Annotated in this window: 17 protein-coding genes; 7 read left to right on the plus strand and 10 right to left on the minus strand. The window is 65.9% G+C overall.

Annotated elements, in window-relative coordinates; genetic code table 11:
• Window positions 1-54: 54 nt before the first annotated feature.
• Genes def through truA form a run of 3 tightly spaced genes read left to right on the plus strand, consistent with a single transcriptional unit; the run spans window position 55 to window position 2378 of the window.
• Entirely contained in the window at window positions 55-567 is a 513-nt protein-coding gene (gene def / locus AUL28_RS14730) for a peptide deformylase (RefSeq protein ID WP_062234312.1), read from the plus strand.
• 44 nt (window positions 568-611) lie between these two features.
• Window positions 612-1553, plus strand: coding sequence for a methionyl-tRNA formyltransferase (gene fmt / locus AUL28_RS14735; RefSeq protein ID WP_062233964.1), 942 nt, complete (start codon window positions 612-614; stop codon window positions 1551-1553).
• A 3-nt stretch (window positions 1554-1556) separates the two neighbouring features.
• Window positions 1557-2378 carry a tRNA pseudouridine(38-40) synthase TruA gene (truA, locus tag AUL28_RS14740; protein ID WP_062233968.1) on the plus strand — a complete coding sequence of 274 codons (822 nt, stop codon included), beginning with the start codon at window positions 1557-1559 and terminating at the stop codon, window positions 2376-2378.
• Here the strand turns inward: truA and AUL28_RS14745 are convergent.
• Both AUL28_RS14745 and dapE read right to left on the minus strand, forming a co-directional pair.
• Window positions 2325-2915 (minus strand): hypothetical protein, encoded by a 591-nt coding sequence (locus tag AUL28_RS14745; RefSeq protein WP_058601014.1) that lies wholly within the window; start codon window positions 2913-2915, stop codon window positions 2325-2327. The two genes, truA and AUL28_RS14745, sit on opposite strands and share 54 nt — an antisense overlap.
• A gap of 4 nt (window positions 2916-2919) precedes the next feature.
• Window positions 2920-4113: a succinyl-diaminopimelate desuccinylase gene (dapE, locus tag AUL28_RS14750; protein ID WP_062233971.1), complete on the minus strand. Its 1194-nt coding sequence runs from the start codon at window positions 4111-4113 to the stop codon at window positions 2920-2922.
• A gap of 205 nt (window positions 4114-4318) precedes the next feature.
• Here dapE and AUL28_RS14755 point away from each other — a divergent pair, with 205 nt between their 5' ends.
• The gene (locus AUL28_RS14755) at window positions 4319-5593 is read left to right on the plus strand and encodes a lytic transglycosylase domain-containing protein (protein ID WP_062233974.1); all 1275 of its coding nucleotides are present in this window, start codon (window positions 4319-4321) and stop codon (window positions 5591-5593) included.
• A 417-nt stretch (window positions 5594-6010) separates the two neighbouring features.
• Here AUL28_RS14755 and dapD read toward each other — a convergent pair whose 3' ends face one another.
• Complete coding sequence (gene dapD / locus AUL28_RS14760) at window positions 6011-6859, minus strand: 2,3,4,5-tetrahydropyridine-2,6-dicarboxylate N-succinyltransferase (RefSeq protein WP_058601035.1); 849 nt, start codon at window positions 6857-6859, stop codon at window positions 6011-6013.
• A 98-nt stretch (window positions 6860-6957) separates the two neighbouring features.
• Here dapD and AUL28_RS14765 point away from each other — a divergent pair, with 98 nt between their 5' ends.
• Both AUL28_RS14765 and AUL28_RS14770 read left to right on the plus strand, forming a co-directional pair.
• On the plus strand, window positions 6958-7824 hold the full coding sequence (locus tag AUL28_RS14765) for an LOG family protein (RefSeq protein ID WP_058601017.1): 867 nt from the start codon (window positions 6958-6960) through the stop codon (window positions 7822-7824).
• Between the two features lie 72 nt (window positions 7825-7896).
• Window positions 7897-8202 (plus strand): hypothetical protein, encoded by a 306-nt coding sequence (locus AUL28_RS14770; protein ID WP_058601018.1) that lies wholly within the window; start codon window positions 7897-7899, stop codon window positions 8200-8202.
• Window positions 8203-8256: 54 nt separating this feature from the next.
• On the opposite strand, the gene AUL28_RS14775 is transcribed toward AUL28_RS14770, so the two are convergent.
• The 7 genes from AUL28_RS14775 to AUL28_RS14805 form a co-directional block, all read right to left on the minus strand.
• Window positions 8257-8976 (minus strand): pyrimidine 5'-nucleotidase, encoded by a 720-nt coding sequence (locus AUL28_RS14775; RefSeq protein WP_062233976.1) that lies wholly within the window; start codon window positions 8974-8976, stop codon window positions 8257-8259.
• Between the two features lie 44 nt (window positions 8977-9020).
• Window positions 9021-10205 (minus strand): OprO/OprP family phosphate-selective porin, encoded by a 1185-nt coding sequence (locus tag AUL28_RS14780; protein WP_062233979.1) that lies wholly within the window; start codon window positions 10203-10205, stop codon window positions 9021-9023.
• Between the two features lie 196 nt (window positions 10206-10401).
• The gene (locus AUL28_RS14785) at window positions 10402-11697 is read right to left on the minus strand and encodes an MFS transporter (RefSeq protein WP_062233982.1); all 1296 of its coding nucleotides are present in this window, start codon (window positions 11695-11697) and stop codon (window positions 10402-10404) included.
• Between the two features lie 200 nt (window positions 11698-11897).
• Window positions 11898-12782 carry an acetylglutamate kinase gene (gene argB, locus AUL28_RS14790; RefSeq protein ID WP_058601021.1) on the minus strand — a complete coding sequence of 295 codons (885 nt, stop codon included), beginning with the start codon at window positions 12780-12782 and terminating at the stop codon, window positions 11898-11900.
• 247 nt (window positions 12783-13029) lie between these two features.
• The gene (locus AUL28_RS14795) at window positions 13030-15660 is read right to left on the minus strand and encodes a response regulator (protein WP_062233986.1); all 2631 of its coding nucleotides are present in this window, start codon (window positions 15658-15660) and stop codon (window positions 13030-13032) included.
• 232 nt (window positions 15661-15892) lie between these two features.
• Window positions 15893-17062: a fumarylacetoacetate hydrolase family protein gene (locus AUL28_RS14800; protein WP_062233989.1), complete on the minus strand. Its 1170-nt coding sequence runs from the start codon at window positions 17060-17062 to the stop codon at window positions 15893-15895.
• Window positions 17063-17231: 169 nt separating this feature from the next.
• Entirely contained in the window at window positions 17232-18479 is a 1248-nt protein-coding gene (locus AUL28_RS14805; RefSeq protein WP_062233991.1) for an AGE family epimerase/isomerase, read from the minus strand.
• Window positions 18480-19263: 784 nt separating this feature from the next.
• On the opposite strand from AUL28_RS14805, the gene AUL28_RS14810 reads away from it, so the two are divergent.
• Window positions 19264-20895: a methyl-accepting chemotaxis protein gene (locus tag AUL28_RS14810; protein ID WP_062233994.1), complete on the plus strand. Its 1632-nt coding sequence runs from the start codon at window positions 19264-19266 to the stop codon at window positions 20893-20895.
• Window positions 20896-20920: the final 25 nt, after the last annotated feature.

The raw sequence follows: 20920 nt of genomic DNA on the forward strand, positions 1-20920 counted from the left end.
GAGAACATGGCGCGCTCTGTTGACCGCTCCCGCGCCTGCGTTTACCTGACGGACATGACCGTCAAGCCTCTCGTCATCCTCCCTGATCCCATTCTTCGCCGCGTGTCCGAGCCGGTGGCGCGCATCGACGAATCGGTGCGCCGTTTCGCCGACGACATGCTGGAAACCATGTATGACGCGCCGGGCATCGGGCTGGCCGCCATCCAGGTGGGCGAGCCCCTGCGCATGCTGGTGATCGACCTCGCCAAGGAAGACGAGGAGAAGCAGCCGCAGGTCTTCCTCAATCCGGAAATCCTCGCCTCGTCCGACGAGCGCTCGGTCTACGAGGAAGGCTGCCTGTCGATCCCCGATTATTACGCCGAGGTCGAACGCCCGGCGACGGTGCGCGTGCGCTTTCAGGATCTGACGGGGGAAACGCGCGAGATCGAGGCCGACGGACTGCTCGCCACCTGCCTGCAGCACGAGATGGACCATCTCAACGGCGTCCTCTTCATTGACCATATTTCCAAGCTCAAGCGCGACATGGTGATCCGCAAGTTCACCAAGGCGGCCAAGAAGACGCTCTGACGCGCCACCGCCGTCCGCGCGCCATCCTCCATAAGGGCGAGATCATGACGCTGCGCGTCGTCTTCATGGGCACACCCGCCTTTTCCGTTCCCACGCTCCGCGCCGTCGCGGACGCCGGACACGAGATCGCGGCCGTGTATTCGCAGCCGCCCCGCCCAGCCGGTCGGCGGGGCCTCGCGCCGACGCCCTCGCCCGTTGCGCTTGAGGCCGAGCGGCTGGGGATCGAGGTTCGCACGCCCGTCTCGCTGAAAGGTGCGGACGAGCAGGCGGCCTTTGCCGCGCTCCAAGTCGATGTCGCCGTCGTTGTCGCCTATGGGCTGCTTCTGCCGCAGGCGGTTCTGGATGCGCCGCGCCTCGGCGCGCTCAACGGTCATGGCTCGCTTCTGCCGCGCTGGCGCGGGGCCGCGCCCATCCAGCGTGCCATCGAGGCGGGCGATGCCGAAACGGGCATGATGGTGATGCGCATGGAAGCCGGGCTCGACACAGGCCCGGTGGCGCTGACCGACACGCTCGCCATCGGCGCGCGTGAGACGGCCGGCGAATTGCACGATCGCCTGTCCGAGTCCTGCGCCCGGTTGATGGTGCGGGCGCTGGCCGAACTCGAAGCCGACACGCTCCGCTTTGAGCCGCAGGATGAAATCGCCGCGCGCACGGGGCGCGAGGTGCTCTACGCCCGCAAGATCGAGAAGGGCGAGGCCGAGATCGACTGGACGCGCCCGGCCGCCGAGATCGCGCGCCGCATCAACGCCTTCTCACCCTTTCCCGGCGCGTGGACCACGTTGTCGGGCGAGCGCCTGAAGGCGCTGCGCGCCGAGGCCGTGGACGGGGCGGGCGAGCCCGGCGCGGCGCTGGACGACCGGCTTCTGATCGCGGCGGGGGAGGGGGCGGTGCGCCTTCTCGACGTGCAGCGCGCTGGCGGCAAGGCCGGCCCGGCGGAGGTCTTCCTGCGCGGCTCGGCCGTGCCGGTCGGCACGCGGCTCGGATAGCTCATGCCCCGCTACAAGCTCACTATCGAATATGACGGCACGGCCTATTGCGGCTGGCAGCGCCAGAAAAACGGCATGTCGGTTCAGGAAACGGTCGAGATCGCGCTGAAAGCCTTTTGCAGCGAGGAGGTCACGCTGTTCGGCGCGGGGCGCACGGATGCCGGCGTCCACGCGACGGGGCAGGTGGCCCATGTCGATATCCCCAAGCTCTGGCGGACCGACACGGTGCGCGACGCGCTGAACGCGCGGCTGCGCGAGGAGGGGGGCGTCGCGATCCTCTCGGCCGAGCTGGTGCCCGATCATTTCGACGCGCGCTTCTCGGCCCGCAAGCGGCACTATCTCTATCGCATCCTCAACCGCCGCCCGCCGCCGAGCATCCTGAAAGGTCAGGTCTGGTGGTGCTGGAAGGCGCTGGATGTCGAGGCGATGGACCGCGCGGCCAAGCACCTTCTCGGCACGCATGATTTCAACACGTTCCGCTCGGTGAACTGTCAGGCGAAGAGCCCGGTGCGCACGCTGGAACGGCTGGATGTGGTGCGCGGACCCGGCGACGAGGTGCATATCCATGCCTCGGCGCAGTCTTTCCTGCACAATCAAATCCGCTCCTTCGCGGGCTCGCTGAAACTCGTCGGCGAGCACCGCTGGAGCGAGCATGATCTGGTGGCCGCGCTGGAATCGCGCGATCGCAAGCGCTGCGGCCCGGTCGCCCCGCCCGACGGGCTGTATCTCACCCGCGTCGACTATGCAGCGCCGGGAGACCCGCCGCTTCGCTCAGGCTATGGGTACGCCGACGAGATCGGAGACGGCGGCGTAGGAGAGGAGTGAGACGAAGACCATCATCGTGACGATGGCGACGGACATGGGAATGTCGGTCCCCGTCGCGTTGGCGATCAGCCGCACGCTCAAGACGATCGAGGCGATGGCGACGACGAGTCCGAGCAGCGCCGTCAGGTCGCTCGGCCCCGTCAGCAGCAGGAGCAGGAAAAAGGGCGAGAAGACCCAGGCGAGAAACGCGCCGCCCCAGTTCGTCGCGACCACGAAGGGCACCATCTTCCGTGAGAAGCCGAGCACGCGCGCGAAGGACGCCATGATCAGGATCGGCAGAAGCCAAGCCGTCAGATCGGCCAGCGCATGGGCGCCATAGGTCGAGAAGCGCCCGAGATGCCCCGCAAAGGGCGGCCGCTCGACGCTTTCATATTCCAGCCATGACAGAACCGTCGGCGGCAGGGCGACGACGAGCGCGGCGAAGGATCGCCAGAACCCGTCGGCGCTGATATCGAGAAGCGACAGCCCGTCGCGCCGCCCCGCCATGAGGCGCGCGGCTCCGGTGAAGTAGCGCGCGATCTCGGCCAGACTCGGCATGAAATCAGGACTGGGCGGCGAACCAGCGGGTGAGGAAGGTCTCATAGATAGCCGTCAGCGTTTCGAGGTCCGATAGGGCGACACGTTCATTGGCCATATGCATCGTCTTGCCGACAAGTCCGAATTCGACCACCGGGCAATGGTTTTTGATATAGCGCGCGTCCGAGGTTCCGCCCGAGGTGGAGAGTTCGGGCCGGCGACCCGTCACCGCCTCAACCGCGTCCGACAACTTTTCCACCAAGGGGCCGGGCGCCGTCACGAACACATCCGACACCGGCTCGCGCCATGTCATCTCGTAAAGGTCCGCCATGGGGCGGCCCGGCGCGGCGCTGGACAGGGCTGATTCGATTCGCCGCAGCACTTCGGCGCGCAGCGTCTCGGGCGTCCAGTGATCGTTGAAGCGGATGTTGAAGCGGATAGCGACCCGCGCGGGGATGACGTTGCTGGCCGAATTGCCCGTGTCCACCGTCGTCACTTCCAGATTGGACGGCTGGAAACGCTCCGTGCCGCCATCGAGCGGTGTATCCTGCAAGGCGGCGAGGACGGGGGCGAGGCGGCGCATCGGATTGTCGGCGAGATGGGGATAGGCGACATGGCCCTGCCGCCCGTTCAGCGTGACGACGCCCGACATCGAGCCCCGCCGGCCGATCTTGATCATGTCGCCGAGCGCTTCGGGGTTGGTCGGCTCGCCGAGAAGGCAGGCGTCGAAGCGGTGCCCCGCCTGTTCGGCATGGGCGAGCAGCTTCACCGTGCCGTTGATGGCCGGCCCTTCTTCGTCGCCTGTGATCAGGAAGGACAGGCGGCCTTCGGGCAGCGCGCCCTTCGATTCGAGTCGCGCGACGGCGGCCACGAAGCAGGCGATTCCCCCCTTCATATCCACAGCGCCCCGGCCGTAGATCTCTCCATCTTTAACGATTGCGGCGAAGGGCGGCTGCGACCAATCGGCGTCGGGCCCGGGCGGTACGACATCTGTGTGTCCGGCAAAGCACAGGTGCGGTCCGGCCTGGCCGCGAATCGCCAGAAGGTTCTCGATGGCTGGGGTTCCATCGGCCTCGAAAACCGGGCGTTCCACGAGGAATCCCAAAGGCTTCAGCATAGCCTCCAGCGTGCCCAGAGCCCCTGCGTCCTCGGGGGTCACGGAGGCGCAGCGCAGGAGGCGGGAGAGGTTGTCGGCGGGGTCGAGAAGGGTCGTGCTCATGACTGTTTTCTAACGCGCCGAAAGCCGCTTCGCCACCGAACTTGTCCACAGGCTGGATTCTTCGTTTTTTGGGGGTGGTGCTTTTTAGTCACGATGCGCTAATCTTTGTGAACGGTCGGTAACCTTTGACCCAGCCCTGCCACGTTTCGGCCGGGTTTGGTCACGAAGGCTTGCCACCGAGCGAAATAGCTGAGGGGATTCCTGCATGACGCATCAATGGGCCGAAGGAGCCCGGATCGCTCGCGCGCGTTCCGGCCGCATGGTTTCGGTGGCCTCTTTGGCCCTCCTCGCACCTTTGATGCTTTCGGCATGTGTCTCCGACGGAGACAAGCTCAGCGGCACCGCTGACATCTCCCCCACCAAGACGTCGGGCACCAAGTCCGAAGTCGTGCAGATCGCCAAGAACGACAACGGTCCGACCCGCGTCATCGCTCCGTCCGCCAAGCCGAGCGAGAAGAGCGCCGAACAGACCGAACAGAAGGGCGGGCGCGTCGTCGCCGCCCGCGCCGAGGTCGTAGAGGCCAAGCCCTCCCTCGGCAGCCGCGCCTATGGCACCGCCGTTGCCGCCAAGAACAGGGTCGTGGCCGGCGCGGTGCGGGTCGGTGAAAAAGCCGTCGCCGTCGCCAATGTGTCCGCCGCCACGATCCAGAACGTCGCGCAGGCCGCCAAGGACACGATCACGGGCGATCCGAAGATCGACCGCATGATCGCCGCCGCCGCCGACGAAAACGAGATTCCGCGCGAACTGGCCTATGCCGTGGTGCGCGTCGAAAGCCATTACAATCCGCGCGCTCGCGGCGCGGGCGTCTACGGCCTGTCGCAGATCAAGCCCGCCACGGCGCGGGGCCTCGGCTTCTCCGGCCCGGCGGAAGCCCTGCTCGATCCCGAAACCAATCTTCGCTACGGCATGCGCTATCTCAAGGGCGCCTACGAAGAGGGCAATGGCGACATCTGCCGCACGGCGATGAAGTACAAGGGCGGACACCGGACCACGGTTATGTCCAAATCCGCCAGCGTCTACTGCTCCAACGTCAAGCGCCACATGGCGGAGATCCGCTCGCGCAAGACGCCCGCCATGTCGGACACCGCCTCGCTCGTCGCTGCTGTCGAGCCGACCGTGCGCAAGGGCCTCGTCGCCCGCGCCGTCGCTGCCCATCCGGCCGAAGCGCGCGGCGAGGTCAAGCCGACCGTCGCCGCGACGCTTTCCAGGCCGCAATCCACCAACGCTCCGGCCGCCGCAACGGCTCTGACCGGTACGGACGAAGCCACGAGCGGCGCGATCGCCGCCGTGTCGGCGCCCGTCCCCGCGCCACGCCCGATCATCCGCCTCGCTGAAAATCACATCCCGCCGCTGATCGCCCCGCAGCAGGCCGAAGCCGGCGCTCCCGATGGCAGCCGCGTGACCCATCGCTCGCAGCCCGAGATCGACCGGGACCGCTTCGGCGGCGCCTTCGATGCCTCGACGCGGCCCGCACAGTAAGATTGCCAAGCGTGAGCCCGTTCTGACGGGCAGCCATCGCAAGGAAAAATAAGCCGGGTTCGCCCCGGCTTTTTCATGCGCGGTTGGGAAGGCGCGTGAGGACAGGGAAGTGCGACACCCGTCGCGGCCCGAAACGCCGCCGCGACATGGCGGCGGAACGCTGGGCCGCTGCCGCGCTGGATGCGCTGGGCTGGGAGATCGGACTGTGTCGAAAGTCCGTCCGTGCGCGGCCCGGCGGCGCTCTCCATCCGGGCTGCTTCTCCGATTTCGGCTCATGCTCCTGGTAGAGGCCGCGTTCGTTGTCAGGCCGCAGAGCGGAAACCCCACAGCGATCCCTCGAAGGGCTTCCGAAAGCGATGTCTTAGAAAATGCCGTCGAATGCACGGCGCTGTCTTGCGCCGTGCACCCCCTGTTCGATCAGGCGCGCAAGAGATCGTTGATGGACGTCTTGGAGCGGGTGCGCTCGTCCACGCGCTTGACGATCACCGCGCAATAAAGCGCCGGGCCGGCCTCGCCATTACCCATCGGCTTGCCCGGCAGCGAGCCGGCGACGACGACGGAATAGGGCGGCACTTCGCCATAGGTGATGGAGCCCGTCTCGCGGTCCACGATCTTGGTGGACTGGCCGATGAAGACGCCCATGCCGAGAACCGAGCCCTCGCGCACGATGCAGCCTTCCACGACTTCCGAACGTGCGCCGATGAAGCAATTGTCCTCGATGATGGTCGGGCCGGCCTGAAGCGGCTCTAGGACGCCGCCGATGCCCACGCCGCCGGACAGGTGCACATGCGCGCCGATCTGCGCGCAGGAGCCCACCGTCGCCCATGTGTCCACCATCGTGCCTTCACCGACCGAGGCGCCGAGGTTGACGAAGCTCGGCATCAGGATGGCGTTCTTGCCGATATGGGCGGAGCGGCGCACGATCGCGCCCGGCACGGCGCGAAAGCCGGCCTCGCGATACTGCGTTTCCGTCCAGCCGTCGAACTTCGAGGGCACCTTATCCCACCAGTTCGCCCCGCCCGGCGCACCGGACACGAGTTCCATGTCGTTCAGGCGGAAGGACAGGAGCACCGCCTTCTTCAGCCACTGATGCACGGTCCATTGACCGTCGCCGCCGCGCGTCGCGACCTTGAGCGCGCCTCGGTCGAGTCCGTTCAGGGCCTCGTTCACCGCGTCGCGAACCTCGCCTTGGGTCTGCGCGTTGACGGAGTCCCGGTTGTCGAAGGCGGTTTCGATGATCTGTTCAAGCTGGGCGTGGTCGGTCATCCGTGCGTCCTTGTGTAGCGGCGTGAAAGCTTCGGGCATGACGCTTCCTCTATTGGAAGCCCCCTGGACAATCAACGCGAGGACGATGGCGCGTGGCGATGGAAACCGACAAGGACCTTCTTTCGGGTGCAGAGGGCGAAGAAGCCTTTTCGCCTTTTCCAACTTCGGGCGAGGATCGGGCGCGTCAGACGGCCAAGCCCCGCACGCCCCAGACCCTCTCGCCGACCTATCGCCTTGCCTATGACGACCCGGACTTTCTGGCCTCCGAGCCGATGCGCGGCGTCCGGCTGCAACTGGAACTGATGAAGCCCGACATGGCGCTGACGGAGGCGGGCATCCTGTCCACCGTCGTGCTGTTCGGCGGCGCGCGCATCCCCGAGCCCGGCCACGATCCTTGGGCGGCCCGCACGCCGGAACAGGCCGAGCGGCTGCGCGCCAACAGCCATTACTACGACGAGGCCCGGCGCTTTGCGCAACTCGCCTCGCGCCATTCGGCCAACTCATCCGGCGGCAAGGAATTCGTGATCGTCACCGGCGGCGGGCCGGGCGTCATGGAAGCGGGCAATCGCGGCGCATCCGATGTCGGCGCGGTGTCGATCGCGCTCAATATCACGCTGCCGCACGAGCAGGCGCCCAATCCCTATGCGACGCCCGAGCTTTGCTTCAACTTCCATTATTTTGCGATCCGCAAGATGCATTTCCTCCTGCGGGCCAAGGCCATGGCGATCTTCCCCGGCGGCTTCGGCACGATGGACGAGTTGTTCGAGGCGCTGACGCTGATCCAGACCCGGCGCATGGCGCGCATTCCGGTGGTGCTGTTCGGCGAAAGTTTCTGGCGGCGCGTGGTGGATTTCGAATTCCTGGCGCAGGAAGGCACGATCGCCCCCGACGATCTCGGCCTCATCCATTTCGTGGATACGGCCGAACAGGGCTGGGATATCATCCGCAGCTATTACGAGTTCTGATCCAACCGGAACCCGGCCCATCCCGCGACGTTTTTCTCCCAAGCCATAAATCTTGAGGGAAGGAAACCAGCCATGGGCGAGTTCGATACCGATTCCGCGATGATGCGCCGTCAGCAGAACATGGACGTGCCCGAAACAATCCAGGAGGACGAGACGGGCGCGAAAGCTTCGCCGACCGATCTCGACCCCGAAAGTCGGGCGGCACGCGAAGCCTCGAAAAGCGGCGACGCCGTCTATGCCAACGAGCAGATGGACGCGATCTTCAATCAGAACAAGCGCGCCGGCGCAGGCCGGGCCGAGCTGAACATGATGGAAGACCGGGCGACTGGCGGCATGGCGTCGCTGGTACGGCCCGACCGCTCCATTCTCGGCTCGTAAAAGGTCGAGACGATGAGAGCAAAGGCCGGGGCATTGCGCCCCGGCCTTTTTGCGTCAGCGGATCGAGCGCAGGAAATGCGTCAGATTGTCGGTGACGAAGTCGATATGCTCGCCCTCGCGCCCTTCGTGCTCCCAGGCATCGCCGATGGCCGTCTCGAAATTTTCCGGCACGATCAGCACCGTGCGCATTCCCAAGGTTTTCGGCACTTCGAGATTGCGCGCCAGATCCTCGAACATCGCCGCATGGGCCGTGTCGATCCGGTGCAGGGCCATGAACTTGTCATAGGTTTCGGCAGCGGGCTTCGGGACGAGGCCGGCGGCCACGATGTCGAACACATCCTCGAAATGCTCGAAAATGCCGAGCTGGCGCGCCGTGCGCTCGGCATGGCCCCGGTCGCCATTGGTGAAGATGAACTTGCGGCCGGGCAGGGCCGCGATCTCCGCCCCCAGCTCCGGGTCGGGCGAGAGCCAGGAATAGTCGATATTGTGGACGTAACGCAGGAAGGCGTCCGGATCGATGTCGTGCACCGTCATCAGCCCGCGCAGCGTCGTGCCATATTCGCGATAGAAGCGCTTCTGCACACCCTTCGCCTCGTCGGCCGGCACGTTCAGAAGCTCGGCGACGAAGCTCGTCATGCGCTCGTCGATCTGGCGGAACAGGTCGGTGCGGCGAGGGTAGAGCGTGTTGTCGAGGTCGAAGACCCATGTCGTGACATGGGAGAAGTCCGCGGGCGTGGCGTCGGCGGTGCGCAGGATCGTGGTGTTCTCGGTCATTTCTTCTTTCGACACGGCGGCGGGTTCTGCGTCAATGCGAATGGTCAATAAACGATCGTGGCGCGCAAAAGCGTCGCGTTCACCTCGTCGCCCTCGTCCGGCCCATCGGTGACGCGCGTGTAGGTGTGGCTGGCGGTGAAACGCAGGATGTCGGTCGGATACCAGTTCAGGATGGCCGTCCCGGCGATCTCCGCTCCGCCATCCTCGGCATCGGTCAGGTCGAGCGCATCCAGCCGCGCGCCGATCTCGAAAGCCCCGATGCCGCCTTTGGAGACGGAATGGGCGGGCTTCACACGCTCGAACTGGCCGCCATCCACCTCGTAACGGCGGTGGTCGTCGGTGAGAAAGAGAAGCGCCGAGACATAGCCGCCGTGCAGGACGGCCTCTTCGCCGCGCGCCGCCTCGACGCGGCTCACCGTATATTCGCTCTGGAAGGTGAAGCGGCCGAGCGTCGCGGCCAGTTCGCCGTTCAGGGACAGGAGCCGCGACGATTTCTCGAAATCATCGGTCGAGACGGGGGAAAGCGAAACGAGATTGGTGCCGACGCCGCCCGAGAAGCTCAAGGGCTCCTGCCGGTCGAATCCGCCGGCAAGGCCGAGGCCGAGATGCACGGCGTCCCCACCTTCGAGATAAGGCGCATAGGTCGCGCGTGCGGCCAGCGTCACCCCATCGTCGAAGGGTTGAGCGTTGATGTCGCCGCCGAAGACGCCCGTCTGGAGGCTCCAGCGCTCGCCATGGGCCAAGGCTGTGATGCCGACGGCATCTGACAGTTGCAGCGTGCTGTTCAGCCCGTCCTCGGCGAAGGTGGCCGAGCGGCTGCCCATGATGTTCTGGAGGGAAAACGGAATGTCCTGATAGCCGGCCTGAACGGTCAGCGCTTCCGAGATCTTGTAGTTCAGATAGGCATAGGTGACGGCCGCGTCTTCCCAATTGGCGAAGTCGAGCGTCAGCCGCCCGCCCCAGTCGTCATAGCCGAAATCGGTGTAGAGCCGCCCGCGCCGAACCTCGCCATTGCGCCGGTCGGCCGGGTCCAGGAAATCGCCCGGGGAGGAGGAAGCCCAGCCGCCATCGAACTGGACGAAGGGCGAGAAGCGAATGAAGCGCTCGTCGCTCCCGATCTGCGGCGCGGTTTCGAGGCGCTCGACCAGTGAAGGGCTGGCGTCCTCGGCAAGCGCGGGCGCGGCGGTGGTGGACAGAAGCATGAGGAGGAACAGGGCGCGGCGAGACATCGGGTTCATCCTGGCATGAGTCCTGCGCTGGCATTCCATCCTTGGTGGCAGCGGCCTTCGTCACAGGCCAGTGCGAGGAAGCCACAGACGGAAGCAAAGCCGGCGAAACGCATCCGCCGCGCATCAAAAGAAAAGCCCGGCATCGCGTGAGGGCGATGCCGGGCCGAGTCGTATCAGCGATCGGGTCCTTGCCCGATCAGGAGAACTCGCCCTTGCGCGGGGTGGCGAAGAGGGCGATGGCCGTGATGAGGGCGGCGGCCGAGAGATAGTAGCCGACGGCCGCCAGACCGTGTTCGGTGGCGAGGCGCGTCGCCAGATAGGGCGCGAGCGAGGCGCCGACGATGCCGCCGAAATTGAAGGTCAGCGACGCGCCGGTATAGCGCACGGCGGTCGGGAAGAGGTCCGACAGCGCGGTGCCGAGCGGGCCGTAAGTGAGGCCCATCAGCGCGAAGCCGATGATCTGGAAGGCGATCACGCTGCCGACCGTGCCCGCGCCGAACAGCGGATGGAACACGAAGCCGAACAGGCCGATGCCGACCGTGGCGAAGATCAGCGTCGCGCGGCTGCCGATCCGGTCGGCCATGAGGGCCGAGACGGGGATGGCGAGGCCGAAGAAGACGACGCCGAGCATCTGGATCGGCAGGAAGGTGGAGCGGGAATAGCCGAGCGCCGTCGTGCCCCAGGAGAGGACGAAGGTCGTCATGAGATAGAAGAGCACGAAGGTCGCGAGCGCGGCGAAGGTGCCGGCCAGAAGCCGCCCCTTGTGCTCGGAGAAGACCGCGAAGAGCGGAACCTTGACGCGCTCGTGCCGCTCCATCGCCTTCTGGAAGGCCGGCGTCTCATGAATCTTCAGGCGCACCCAGAGGCCGACGAAGACGAGCAGCGCCGAGGCGATGAAGGGAATGCGCCAGCCGAACTGGAAGAACTGCTCATCCGTCAGGATGTCCGACAGAATCAGGAAGGAGCCCGTGGCGCAGATAAAACCGATCGGCGCGCCGAGCTGCGGGAACATGCCGTACCACGCGCGTTTGCCGGGAGGGGCGTTCTCGGTCGCCAAGAGCACCGCGCCGCCCCATTCGCCGCCGAGCCCCAGGCCCTGGCCGAGGCGGCACAGCGCGAGCAGCAGCGGGGCCAGCACGCCCGCGCTCGCATAGGTCGGTAGAAGACCGATCGCGACCGTGGACACGCCCATCGTCATGAGGGCGGCGACCAGCGTCGCCTTGCGGCCGATCCGGTCTCCGAAATGGCCGAAGATCGCCGCGCCGATGGGGCGCGCAAAAAAGGCGATGGCGAAGGTGGCAAAGCTCTGGAGCGTCGCGGAGGTCGCGTCGGCTGCCGGGAAGAAGAGCTTGGGAAATACGAGAACCGCCGCCGTCGCGTAGATGTAGAAATCGAAGAACTCGATCGTGGTGCCGATCAGGCTGGCGAAGAGAACGCGCGCGCGCGAATTGGCGGGCGCTGCGTCGGCGTTGGATGCGGAAACGGCGGACACGGGACAATGCCTTCAGGATGACGGGAAGCGTACCGCAGGGTACGGATCGCCGAGTACCTGACGTTACCCTCCAATGCAAGCTGAAACCATGCCAGACTGATCAATGCGGCGCTTGGGATGCATGACAACCTGCTGCAGACGAAAGCGGCCGAACCGACGTGATGTCGATCCGGCCACTTCGAAGCTTGGGAGAGCTGAATTCAGCGCACGATCAGCGTGCCGGCGCCATGCTCGGTGAGGAGTTCGAGCAGCACGGCATGAAGCACCTTGCCGTTCAGGATCACGACGCCCTCGACGCCGCGATCGATGGCCTCGATGCAGGTCTCGACCTTGGGGATCATGCCGCCGGAGATCGTCCCGTCGCGGATCAGCTCGCGCGCCTGGCTCACCGAAAGCTCCTTGATGAGCTGGCCGTTCTTGTCGAGAACGCCGGGAACGTCGGTCAGGAACAGAAGCCGGGCTGCCTTCACCGCGCCGGCGATGGCGCCCGCGAACGTGTCGGCGTTGATATTGTAGGTCGAGCCGTCGCGGCCCGGCGCGACCGGCGCGATCACCGGGATCATCTCGGAGCGGGCGAGAAGGTCGAGCAGCGTGCGATCGACTTCCACCGGCTCGCCGACAAAGCCGAGATCGAGCACGCGCTCGATGTTGGAATCGGGATCGACCACGGTCTTCTTGGCCTTTTCGGCGAAGACCATGTTGCCGTCCTTGCCGCACAGGCCGATGGCCCATTCGCCTTCGGCGTTGATGAGAGCGACGATCTCCTTGTTGATCGAGCCTGCGAGAACCATCTCGACGATCTCGACCGTGCGCTCGTCGGTGACGCGCAGCCCGTGCTCGAAGCGGCTTTCGATGCCCATCTTCTCCAGCATCCGGCCGATCTGCGGACCGCCGCCATGGACGACGATCGGGTTGATGCCGGCCTGCTTGAGGAGGGCGATGTCGCGGGCGAAGGCACGGCCGAGCTCGGCATTGCCCATGGCGTGGCCGCCATATTTCACCACGACCGTCTTGTTCTCGTAAGCCTGCATGAAGGGCAGGGCTTCGGCCAGAAGGCTGGCCTGATTCTGGGGCTGGTCGGACATGGCGGCTCCATGGGCGGGAAGGCCTGAAGGACGGGTCGCTTCCTAGCTCAGGACCGGGCCGGAACAAAGGGCGGAAGGGCACGGATGAGCTAAAAAATCGCTCATCCTGTCACCAACCTCGGATGGGAAGGGGCGTGCCTTCGAGCCCGTTTGGAAACGCCCCGGCAGAGGGTCGGCGAGGATGGACGATAAACCGGGGCCGGAAGAGACTCGCCGGACCGACCCGGTGGATTCTCGAGGCAGGCTCCTAGGCGTCGACCCGCTGACGCGCGCTCGCCTTGGCCACGGCCTTGTCGAGATCGCTCATGTCGTAGGGCTTGGGCAGAAGGGCGGTGCGCGCGCCGAATTGCTCGATGCCATCCACATGGCGATCGCCCGTGGCGAAGACGATGCCCATGCCAGGCGTCAGCTCCAGCGCGCGGCGGGCGAGCTCGGGGCCGGACATGCCGGGAAGGTTCACGTCGGTCACGAGAACATCGACGCCCGCCGTTTCCAGCGCCACCAGCGCATCTTCGGCGCTGCCCGCTTCCACGACGATATGGCCGAGATCCTTCAGCATGTCGGCCGTGTTCATGCGAATCAGCGCGTCGTCTTCCACGAAGAGCACGGTGCAGGGCTTGAAATGGCGCGGTGCCGGGGCGTCTGCGGACGGGGCGCTTCGCAGGGAGGTCTCCAAGGAAGGGGCTTCCGCTGCGAGAGCGGGAGCCGCGACATCGGGCTTGCGCACGCCCTTCTGCGCGCGGTTGGCGAGCACATGGCGGAACTTTCGCGCCAGCGCCTCGCGCGTATACGGCTTGGACAGAAGTTCGACGCCCGAATCCAGCCGTCCGCCATGGACGATGGAATTCTCGGTGTAGCCGGAGGTGAAGAGCACGGCGAGGTCGGGCAGGCGCGCCTTGGCCTTTCGCGCCAGTTCCGGGCTTTTCAGCTTGCCGGGCATGACGACGTCGGTGAACAGAATGTCGATCGGAATGCCGCTTTCCACCACCGAGAGCGCCGACTGCGCGTCCACGGCCTTGAGCACGCGGTAGCCGAGATCGGTCAGCATCTCCACCACGGTGGCGCGCACCTCGTCGTCGTCCTCCACCACGAGAACGGTTTCCGTGCCGCCGGAGATCGGCCCGTTGTCGATCGTGACTTCCACGTCCTCGGCCTGTTCGGCGCGGGGCAGGTAGAGCTTGATCGTGGTGCCGTGGCCGATCTCGGAATAGATCTTCACATGGCCGCCGGACTGCTTGACGAAGCCATAGACCATGGAGAGCCCGAGGCCCGAGCCCTTGCCTTCCGCCTTGGTCGAGAAGAAGGGCTCGAACACCTTATCGATGATCTCGGCGCTCATGCCGCAGCCCGTGTCGCTCACCGCCAGCATGACGTACTGGCCCGGCGTCACCTCGGCATGAGTGCGGGCATAGGTGTCGTCCAGCGAGGCATTGCCGAGTTCGATCGTCAGCTTGCCCTGGCCATCCATCGCATCGCGGGCGTTGATGGCAAGATTCAGAAGCGCGTTCTCGATCTGCGTCGGGTCGATGAACGTGTTCCAGAGGCCGCCGCCGACCACGGTTTCGATCTCGATGCCTTCGCCGAGCGCGCGGCGCAGCATGTCGTCCATGCCGCGCACGAAGCGCGTGACGTTGACGACCTTGGGCTCCAGCGCCTGCCGGCGGCCGAAGGCCAGAAGCTGCGCGGCGAGCTTGGAGCCGCGCGCGACGCCGGCCAGGGCGTTGCCGATGCGCCGCTCGGCCCGCTCGTTGCCGGTCAGATCGCGCTGGAGAAGCTGGAGATTGCCCGAGACCACCTGAAGCAGATTGTTGAAATCGTGCGCGACGCCGCCCGTCAGCTTGCCGATCGTTTCCAGCTTCTGCGACTGGGCCAGCGCCATCTGCGCCTGCCGGCGCTCTTCCAGCGCGTCGATGACGCGGCTTTCCAGCGTCTCGTTGAGATTGCGCAACTGTTCCTCGGCGCGCTGGCGATGGCGCACCTGACGCTCCAGCATCTCGGCGTGCTCGCGCAGCGAATCCTCGTAGGCGCGCATGTCCTCGACATCGGTGTGGACGCCGACCCATTCGCGCAGCACGCCCGCCTCGTCGAAGGTCGGCACGGCACGTACCATGAAGCGGCGATATTCGCCGCCGGCCACCAGAACCCGGTGCTCGTGATTGAAGGTCTGGCCGGTTGCAACGGCCTCCTGCCAGGCGGCGACGGAGGCTGGACCGTCATCCGGGTGAACCGCCTTGCTCCAGCCGAGTCCCTGATAGTCGGCATAGCTCTGCCCGGTCAGCCGCGCCCAGCCGGGCTGCTCGCCGACCATGCGCCCGCTCGCCTCGTTGGTCCAGATCGTGCCATGGATGGCGTCGATCGCGGCGCGGAAGCGCTGGTTGGACAGGAAGGTCTGCCGCTCGGCGACGATCCGGTCGGTCTTCTCCAGGACGGTGCAGAGCACCCCGCCGATGCCGCCCGTGACATCGCGGATCGGCGTGTAGAAGAGGTCGAAATAAACGTCTTCGAGCTGTTCGTTGCGCTTCAAGCGCAGAATCTTGTCCCGGAAGGACTGGATTTCGCCCCGGAAACCCGCCTCCAGAATGGCGCTGTTCCAGTCCCAGATTTCGGGCCAGACCTTCGGCACGCGCCCGCCGAAGGCATGCGGATGATTGGCGCCGGCGATCTCGATATAAGGATCGTTGTAGATCATCACGTGGTCCGGCCCCCACATGAGAACCTTGGCCACGGGCGAATCCACCACCGTGTCGATAACCGTTCGAATCCGCTCCGGCCAGCCTTCGCGCGGGCCGAGCGAGGTCGTGGACCAGTCGAACCTTTCCAAGAGACGCCGTGTCTCCGTCTCGACGGGGACTGGTCGGCTCGTCACAGGATCGGCCATGGGCAGACTTCTCTCTTGAGATCGAAATGGCGGCCCCTTCGGGGCCACCATGGAATGACGTTAAATTGTGACGATCACAAGCCTTTGGAAGACGGGAAGGCCAACAAACCGTTCGCCTTGCATCCAATTCGGGTGCCTTTCCGCCGACCATAGGTTCGCCCGAAAGGCACCGGGCTTTTGTTTTCCGCATTGTCCGGCCGCGAAAGCCGGCTCGGCTTTCGCTGGAAATGCTTCACGACAGGAGACCCCGCGCCGCCAGATTGCGCATGAGCGCCGCGATGCCGAAGCGCCAAGGGGCGGCCTTGTCGGTGTGGGTCACCGTGTTGGTCAGCGCGCCAAGGCGCGGCGAGGCGATGGTGACGCGGTCGCCGAGCTTGTGCGTGAAGCCCTTGCCCGGCGTGTCGCGATCCTCCACCGGCGCGAACAACGTGCCGCAGAAGAGCATCATCCCATCGGGATATTGATGATGGGGCCCGAGCGCCTGGCGCACCAGATCGGCCGGATCGCGGCTGATCTCGCGCATGGTGGAGAAGCCCTCCAGCCGGTATCCGTCATCGGCGCCTTCCACGATCAGCGTCAGCTCGGCCGAGCGCACGTCGTCCAGCGTGAAGGCTTCGTCAAACAGGCGGATGAAGGGGCCGATCGAGGAGGAGGCGTTATTGTCCTTGGCCTTGCCGAGCAGGAGGGCGGAGCGGCCTTCCACGTCGCGCAGGTTCACGTCGTTGCCGAGCGTCGCGCCCAGGATCTCGCCGCGCGAACTGACCGTCAGCACCACTTCGGGCTCGGGATTGTTCCATTCCGACATGGGCAGGATGCCGACTTCGGCCCCATGGCCGACGCTTGCCAGAACCGGGGCCTTGGTGAAGACCTCCGCGTCCGGCCCGATGCCGACTTCCAGATATTGCGACCAGTAGCCCTTGTCCTGAAGGATGCGCTTGACCTCGGCCGATTTGGGCGAGCCCGGCACCACCTCGGCCAGCGCGCCGCCGATCACCGATCCGATCTCCTGCCGGATGGCGTTGGCGAGCGCGTAGTCACCCTTGGCGCGCTCCTCGATCACGCGCTCCACCATGGAGCGGGCAAAGGTCACGCCGCAGGCTTTCACCGCCTGGAGGTCGCAAGGGGCGAGCAGGATCGGCCGCGTCTCGCCGGTCTCATGCGTCTCACTGGCGGCTAAAACGTCGGACAAGGCCCAGGAACGGCCGTCCTCGGCCGCGCGCAGCCGGGCCGCGACGTCGGTGCCTTCCAGAAGCTCGGATACGGTGGGGGCGAGCGCGGAGACGTCCACCAGCCGGTCCCCCCGCACATGGACGATGACCGGGCCGCCGACCTCGGGGTCGAACAGGCGACCGACCAGAATCGCCTGGGTCGCATCGGTCGGCAGGGGAGAAGGATAAGACATCCGCAGCACTCGTATCGCCTCGCCGCCGATGCGCCTCCCTCCCGGAATTGCTTGTCCGACGGCGGGACACAGGGGAACGACGGATCGCGCCCGAGCGCAAGCGAAAGCCATGCTGCGGCGCAGCATGGCGGAAGGCTTCGAGCGTCGAGTTCTTGCGGGCGAGCGGGCTTCACGCCCCGCGCAGCTGACCTTCGCGAAGTCCCTTGGCGAGGCCCGTATCGGTCGGCAGAAGCGGAATCAGGCAGGCCTGAAGCGCGTGGTAGAGATCGGGCTTGCCGGCGAAGGGCTCGGGCTTGGGCTGGTTGTCGGGGCCGAGCTGCGGGTGCCAGCCGCCGCGCCGCCGGTCGATCAGGTGGAGCGCCGCGAAGTCCCAGATGCGGCGATACCAGCTCTCGTAGAACGGGTCCTGCGTGACCGCACCCAGTACGGCCGCCGCGCCGATGCCCTCGCAGACCGGCCACCAGTAGCGATCGGCAATGCGGGGCTGGCCGTCCCAGTCGAGCGTGTAGACAAAGCCGCCGCGCGCCTCGTCCCAGCCATCCGACACGGCCTTGGCGAAGAGCGCCTTGGCGGCGTCCGGCATCCAGTCGGTCACCCGTCCTTCCAGCTCCCAGAGCTGGATCAGAAGCCGCGCCCATTCCAGCCAATGGCCCGGCGTGGTGCCGAAGGGTCGGAAGATCGGGTTGCCGTCATAGGCGCGGTCGAACTGCCAGTCCGCATCGAAATGTTCCGGCAGATGCCAGCCGGTGGCGCGGGCGTGACGATTGACGATGAGGTCGGCGATTCGCCCGGCCTTGTCGAGATAATGCCGCTCGCCCGTCGCCTCGAAGGCCGCCATCAGCGCTTCGGTGAGGTGCATGTTGGAGTTCTGGCCGCGATACGTGTCGAAGGGCTGCCAGTCGCGCGTGAACTCCTCGGCCGTCGCGCCATGCGCCTCTTCCCAGAAGCGCGTGTTCAGCGTTTGCGTGATGTCGGCCAGCAGCCGGGGCGCGTCCGGGTGCCCCGCCTGCAGGGCGCTGGACGCCGCCAGCAGCACGAAGGCGTGGCCATAGGCCTGTTTCTTGTCGTCCGCGAAACCGTCCGGGCCGAAGCTCCAGACATAGCCGCCATGCTCGGCGTCGCGATGACGCTCCCACAGGGCCTTCATGCCGTGGTCCACCAGAGCGTCGGCCCCCGGTCGGCCCTGAAGGCTGACGAGCGAGAAGCAATGAACGAGGCGCGTCGTGGTGTGAAGCTCGGTCGGCGCGCCGTCGCGCATCGGCCGACCCTTCGTGTCGGGCACGGAAATTCGCCCGTCGCAATTGAGGCTCGCCCCTTCGAAGAAGCGGAACAGATCGTCCGCTTCGCGCAAGAGCCATTGGCGGTGCGACGCGCGCTCCAGCCAGTTCCCTCCCGCAACCTGTTCCCGATCGGCCATGCTGCCCTCCGCCAAGCCTCTGCGCTTCCAGCGCGCTCGCTATCGGAGAGCACGGCCGAAGGCCAGAGCCGATCAGCCCTCTCGCGCTCCAAACCCTCCTCGGTAACCCCACCATGCAAATCACAATCCATGCACGAATATCGTGACGGGCATGGCAGCTATGCATTATTGGGCTTGCTGGAGTGCGGTGCAGCATGATTATATCTCTGTGCATCGTTTCCTCCCAGATACCTTGCATTCTTCGCCCGCTCGGTCCTCCCCCGAGCGGGCTTTTTCTTTTTCCGGTGGATAGGTCCGCTGCGGTCGCCCGCGTCAGTTCTTCGGAAAAGCGGCTGGGCTAAGCTCGTCCATGCCGGATCGAACCCACGCCGTGTCGTGTGTTCGCCGCCCATCGGGGGATGGGGAGCGGCGCGGGAGAATGCCATGCGAATCGAGACGATCGTCACGCTCTTCGTTCACACGACAGCGCTCGGCATGATGATGGCCGCCGGCTGGCTCCTCCTTAAACTTTTCCTGCCCTGATCGGTATCGCAGACGCATGGCCTGCGTTGCGTTTCTCGCCGGTTTGCGCCGACGTTTATAACCTGAGGGCATTGTTGACGTGCAGGATTGTTTGAAAACGCCCATTTACCATGACCTTGGATTATCAGGTCGTATTGGCTTTTTTCCCAATCGTCTTGGGAACTCTTAACGCCTTTCGGCGAGCTTGCGCTGGATTGCTGCATTCGTGCGAATCCAGGAGTTTCTTATGCGTCTCACCGTTGGGCGGAAACTATTCTTGCTCATGGCCTTTGCGATCACCATCGCCATCGGTTGCGCCAGCGTTCAGCTTTGGACCTTGCGCAACCAGCTTTGGGCCGATCGCGGTGACCTCCTGACCGCGCAGATCCAAGCCGCCATGACGACAATCGCCTCGCTCCAGGAGCGTGTGGAAAAGGGCGAACTGTCCCTCACCGAAGCTCAGAACCGAGCCCGCGAAGCCCTGCGCCCGATCCGCTTCGGCGGGGACAATTATCTCGTCAGCTTCGATTCGAAGGGCATCCGCACGATCTTCCCCAAGGCCGAGCAGGAAGGTGAAAGCGGCTGGGAGCGGCGGGACGAGAACGGCGTCTATCTCAACCAGGAAATGATCCGCCGCGCCATCGCGGGCGGTGGGTTCACGAGCTACTCCACCAAGCGGCTCGGCGGCACGGAGGATGTGCCGAAATACGCCTATTCCGCTTATTTCAAGCCGTGGGACTGGACGGTCGCAACGGGTGTCTATGTCGATGACATCCAGGCCATTCTGCGCCAGCGCATGATCGAAGCGGGTCTGTGGCTGCTGGGCATGGCGCTCGCGATGGCGGCCGGCGGCGTCTTCGTTACCCGCGATATCACCAAGCGGCTGGACACGGCGGTCTCCATGGCTCGTTCGATCGGGGCCGGCGACCTGACGCGCCGGATCGAGGCGAAGGGCTCCGACGAGATCGGGGATCTCCAGCGCGCCATGGCTTTGATGAACCGCAACCTCGCCGAGATCGCCGGGGACGTGAACGCTTCGGCCGCCATGGTGGCCTCCGGCTCGACCCAGTCGGCCGCGACGGCCGAGCAATTGTCCTCGGGGTCCAGCGAGCAGGCGGCGGCATCCGAGCAGTCCTCGGCGGCGATCGAAGAGATGACCGCCAATATCCGGCAGACGGCCGAAAACGCGTCGCAGACCGAAAAGATCGCCGCCGAGGCGGCCCGCCACGCCACCGAGAGCGGCGCGGCCGTCGCGCAGTCGGCAGACGCCATGCGCGACATCGCTTCCAAGATCGCGATGGTGCAGGAAATCGCCCGCCAGACCGACCTTCTGGCCTTGAATGCCGCCATCGAGGCGGCGCGCGCCGGACAGCATGGCAAGGGCTTCGCGGTGGTGGCCTCCGAGGTGCGCAAGCTCGCCGAGCGCAGCCAGGTGGCCGCGCGCGAGATCGGCGAACTCTCCTCCTCGACGCTTGTGGTGGCCGAAAGCGCGCAGATGAAGCTCGCCGCGCTGGTACCGGGCATCGAGCGCACGGCCGAACTCGTCGCCGAAATTTCGGCGGCCTGCCGCGAGCAATCGGCGGGTGCCGACCAGATCAATCAGGCCATCACGCAACTCGACCAGGTCACGCAATCCACCGCCAGCGCGGCGACGGAGATGGCGGCGACATCGGACCAATTGTCCGGCGAAGCCCAGCGCTTGGCCGAGCGCGCGTCCTTCTTCAAGCTGGCGCCGCGCCCGGCGCAGCCCCGCGCCGAGCCCGTGGCCGCCAAGGCGCAGGAGCGGGCGCCGCGCACCCAGCCACGTGAGGCACAGCCCGCACCGAGCCAGCGTCCGTCCGCCGCCCCACCGTCGGCAGGCTCGGGCTTCGACTTCGACTTGAACGACGAGAGTTTCGAGCGCCTGAGCGCCTGATGCGACACGAAGGGCCGGCTCCCGC

Origin of the sequence: Aureimonas sp. N4 (assembly GCF_001463925.1) — a bacterium.
Taxonomy (GTDB): Bacteria; Pseudomonadota; Alphaproteobacteria; order Rhizobiales; family Rhizobiaceae; genus Aureimonas; species Aureimonas ureilytica_A.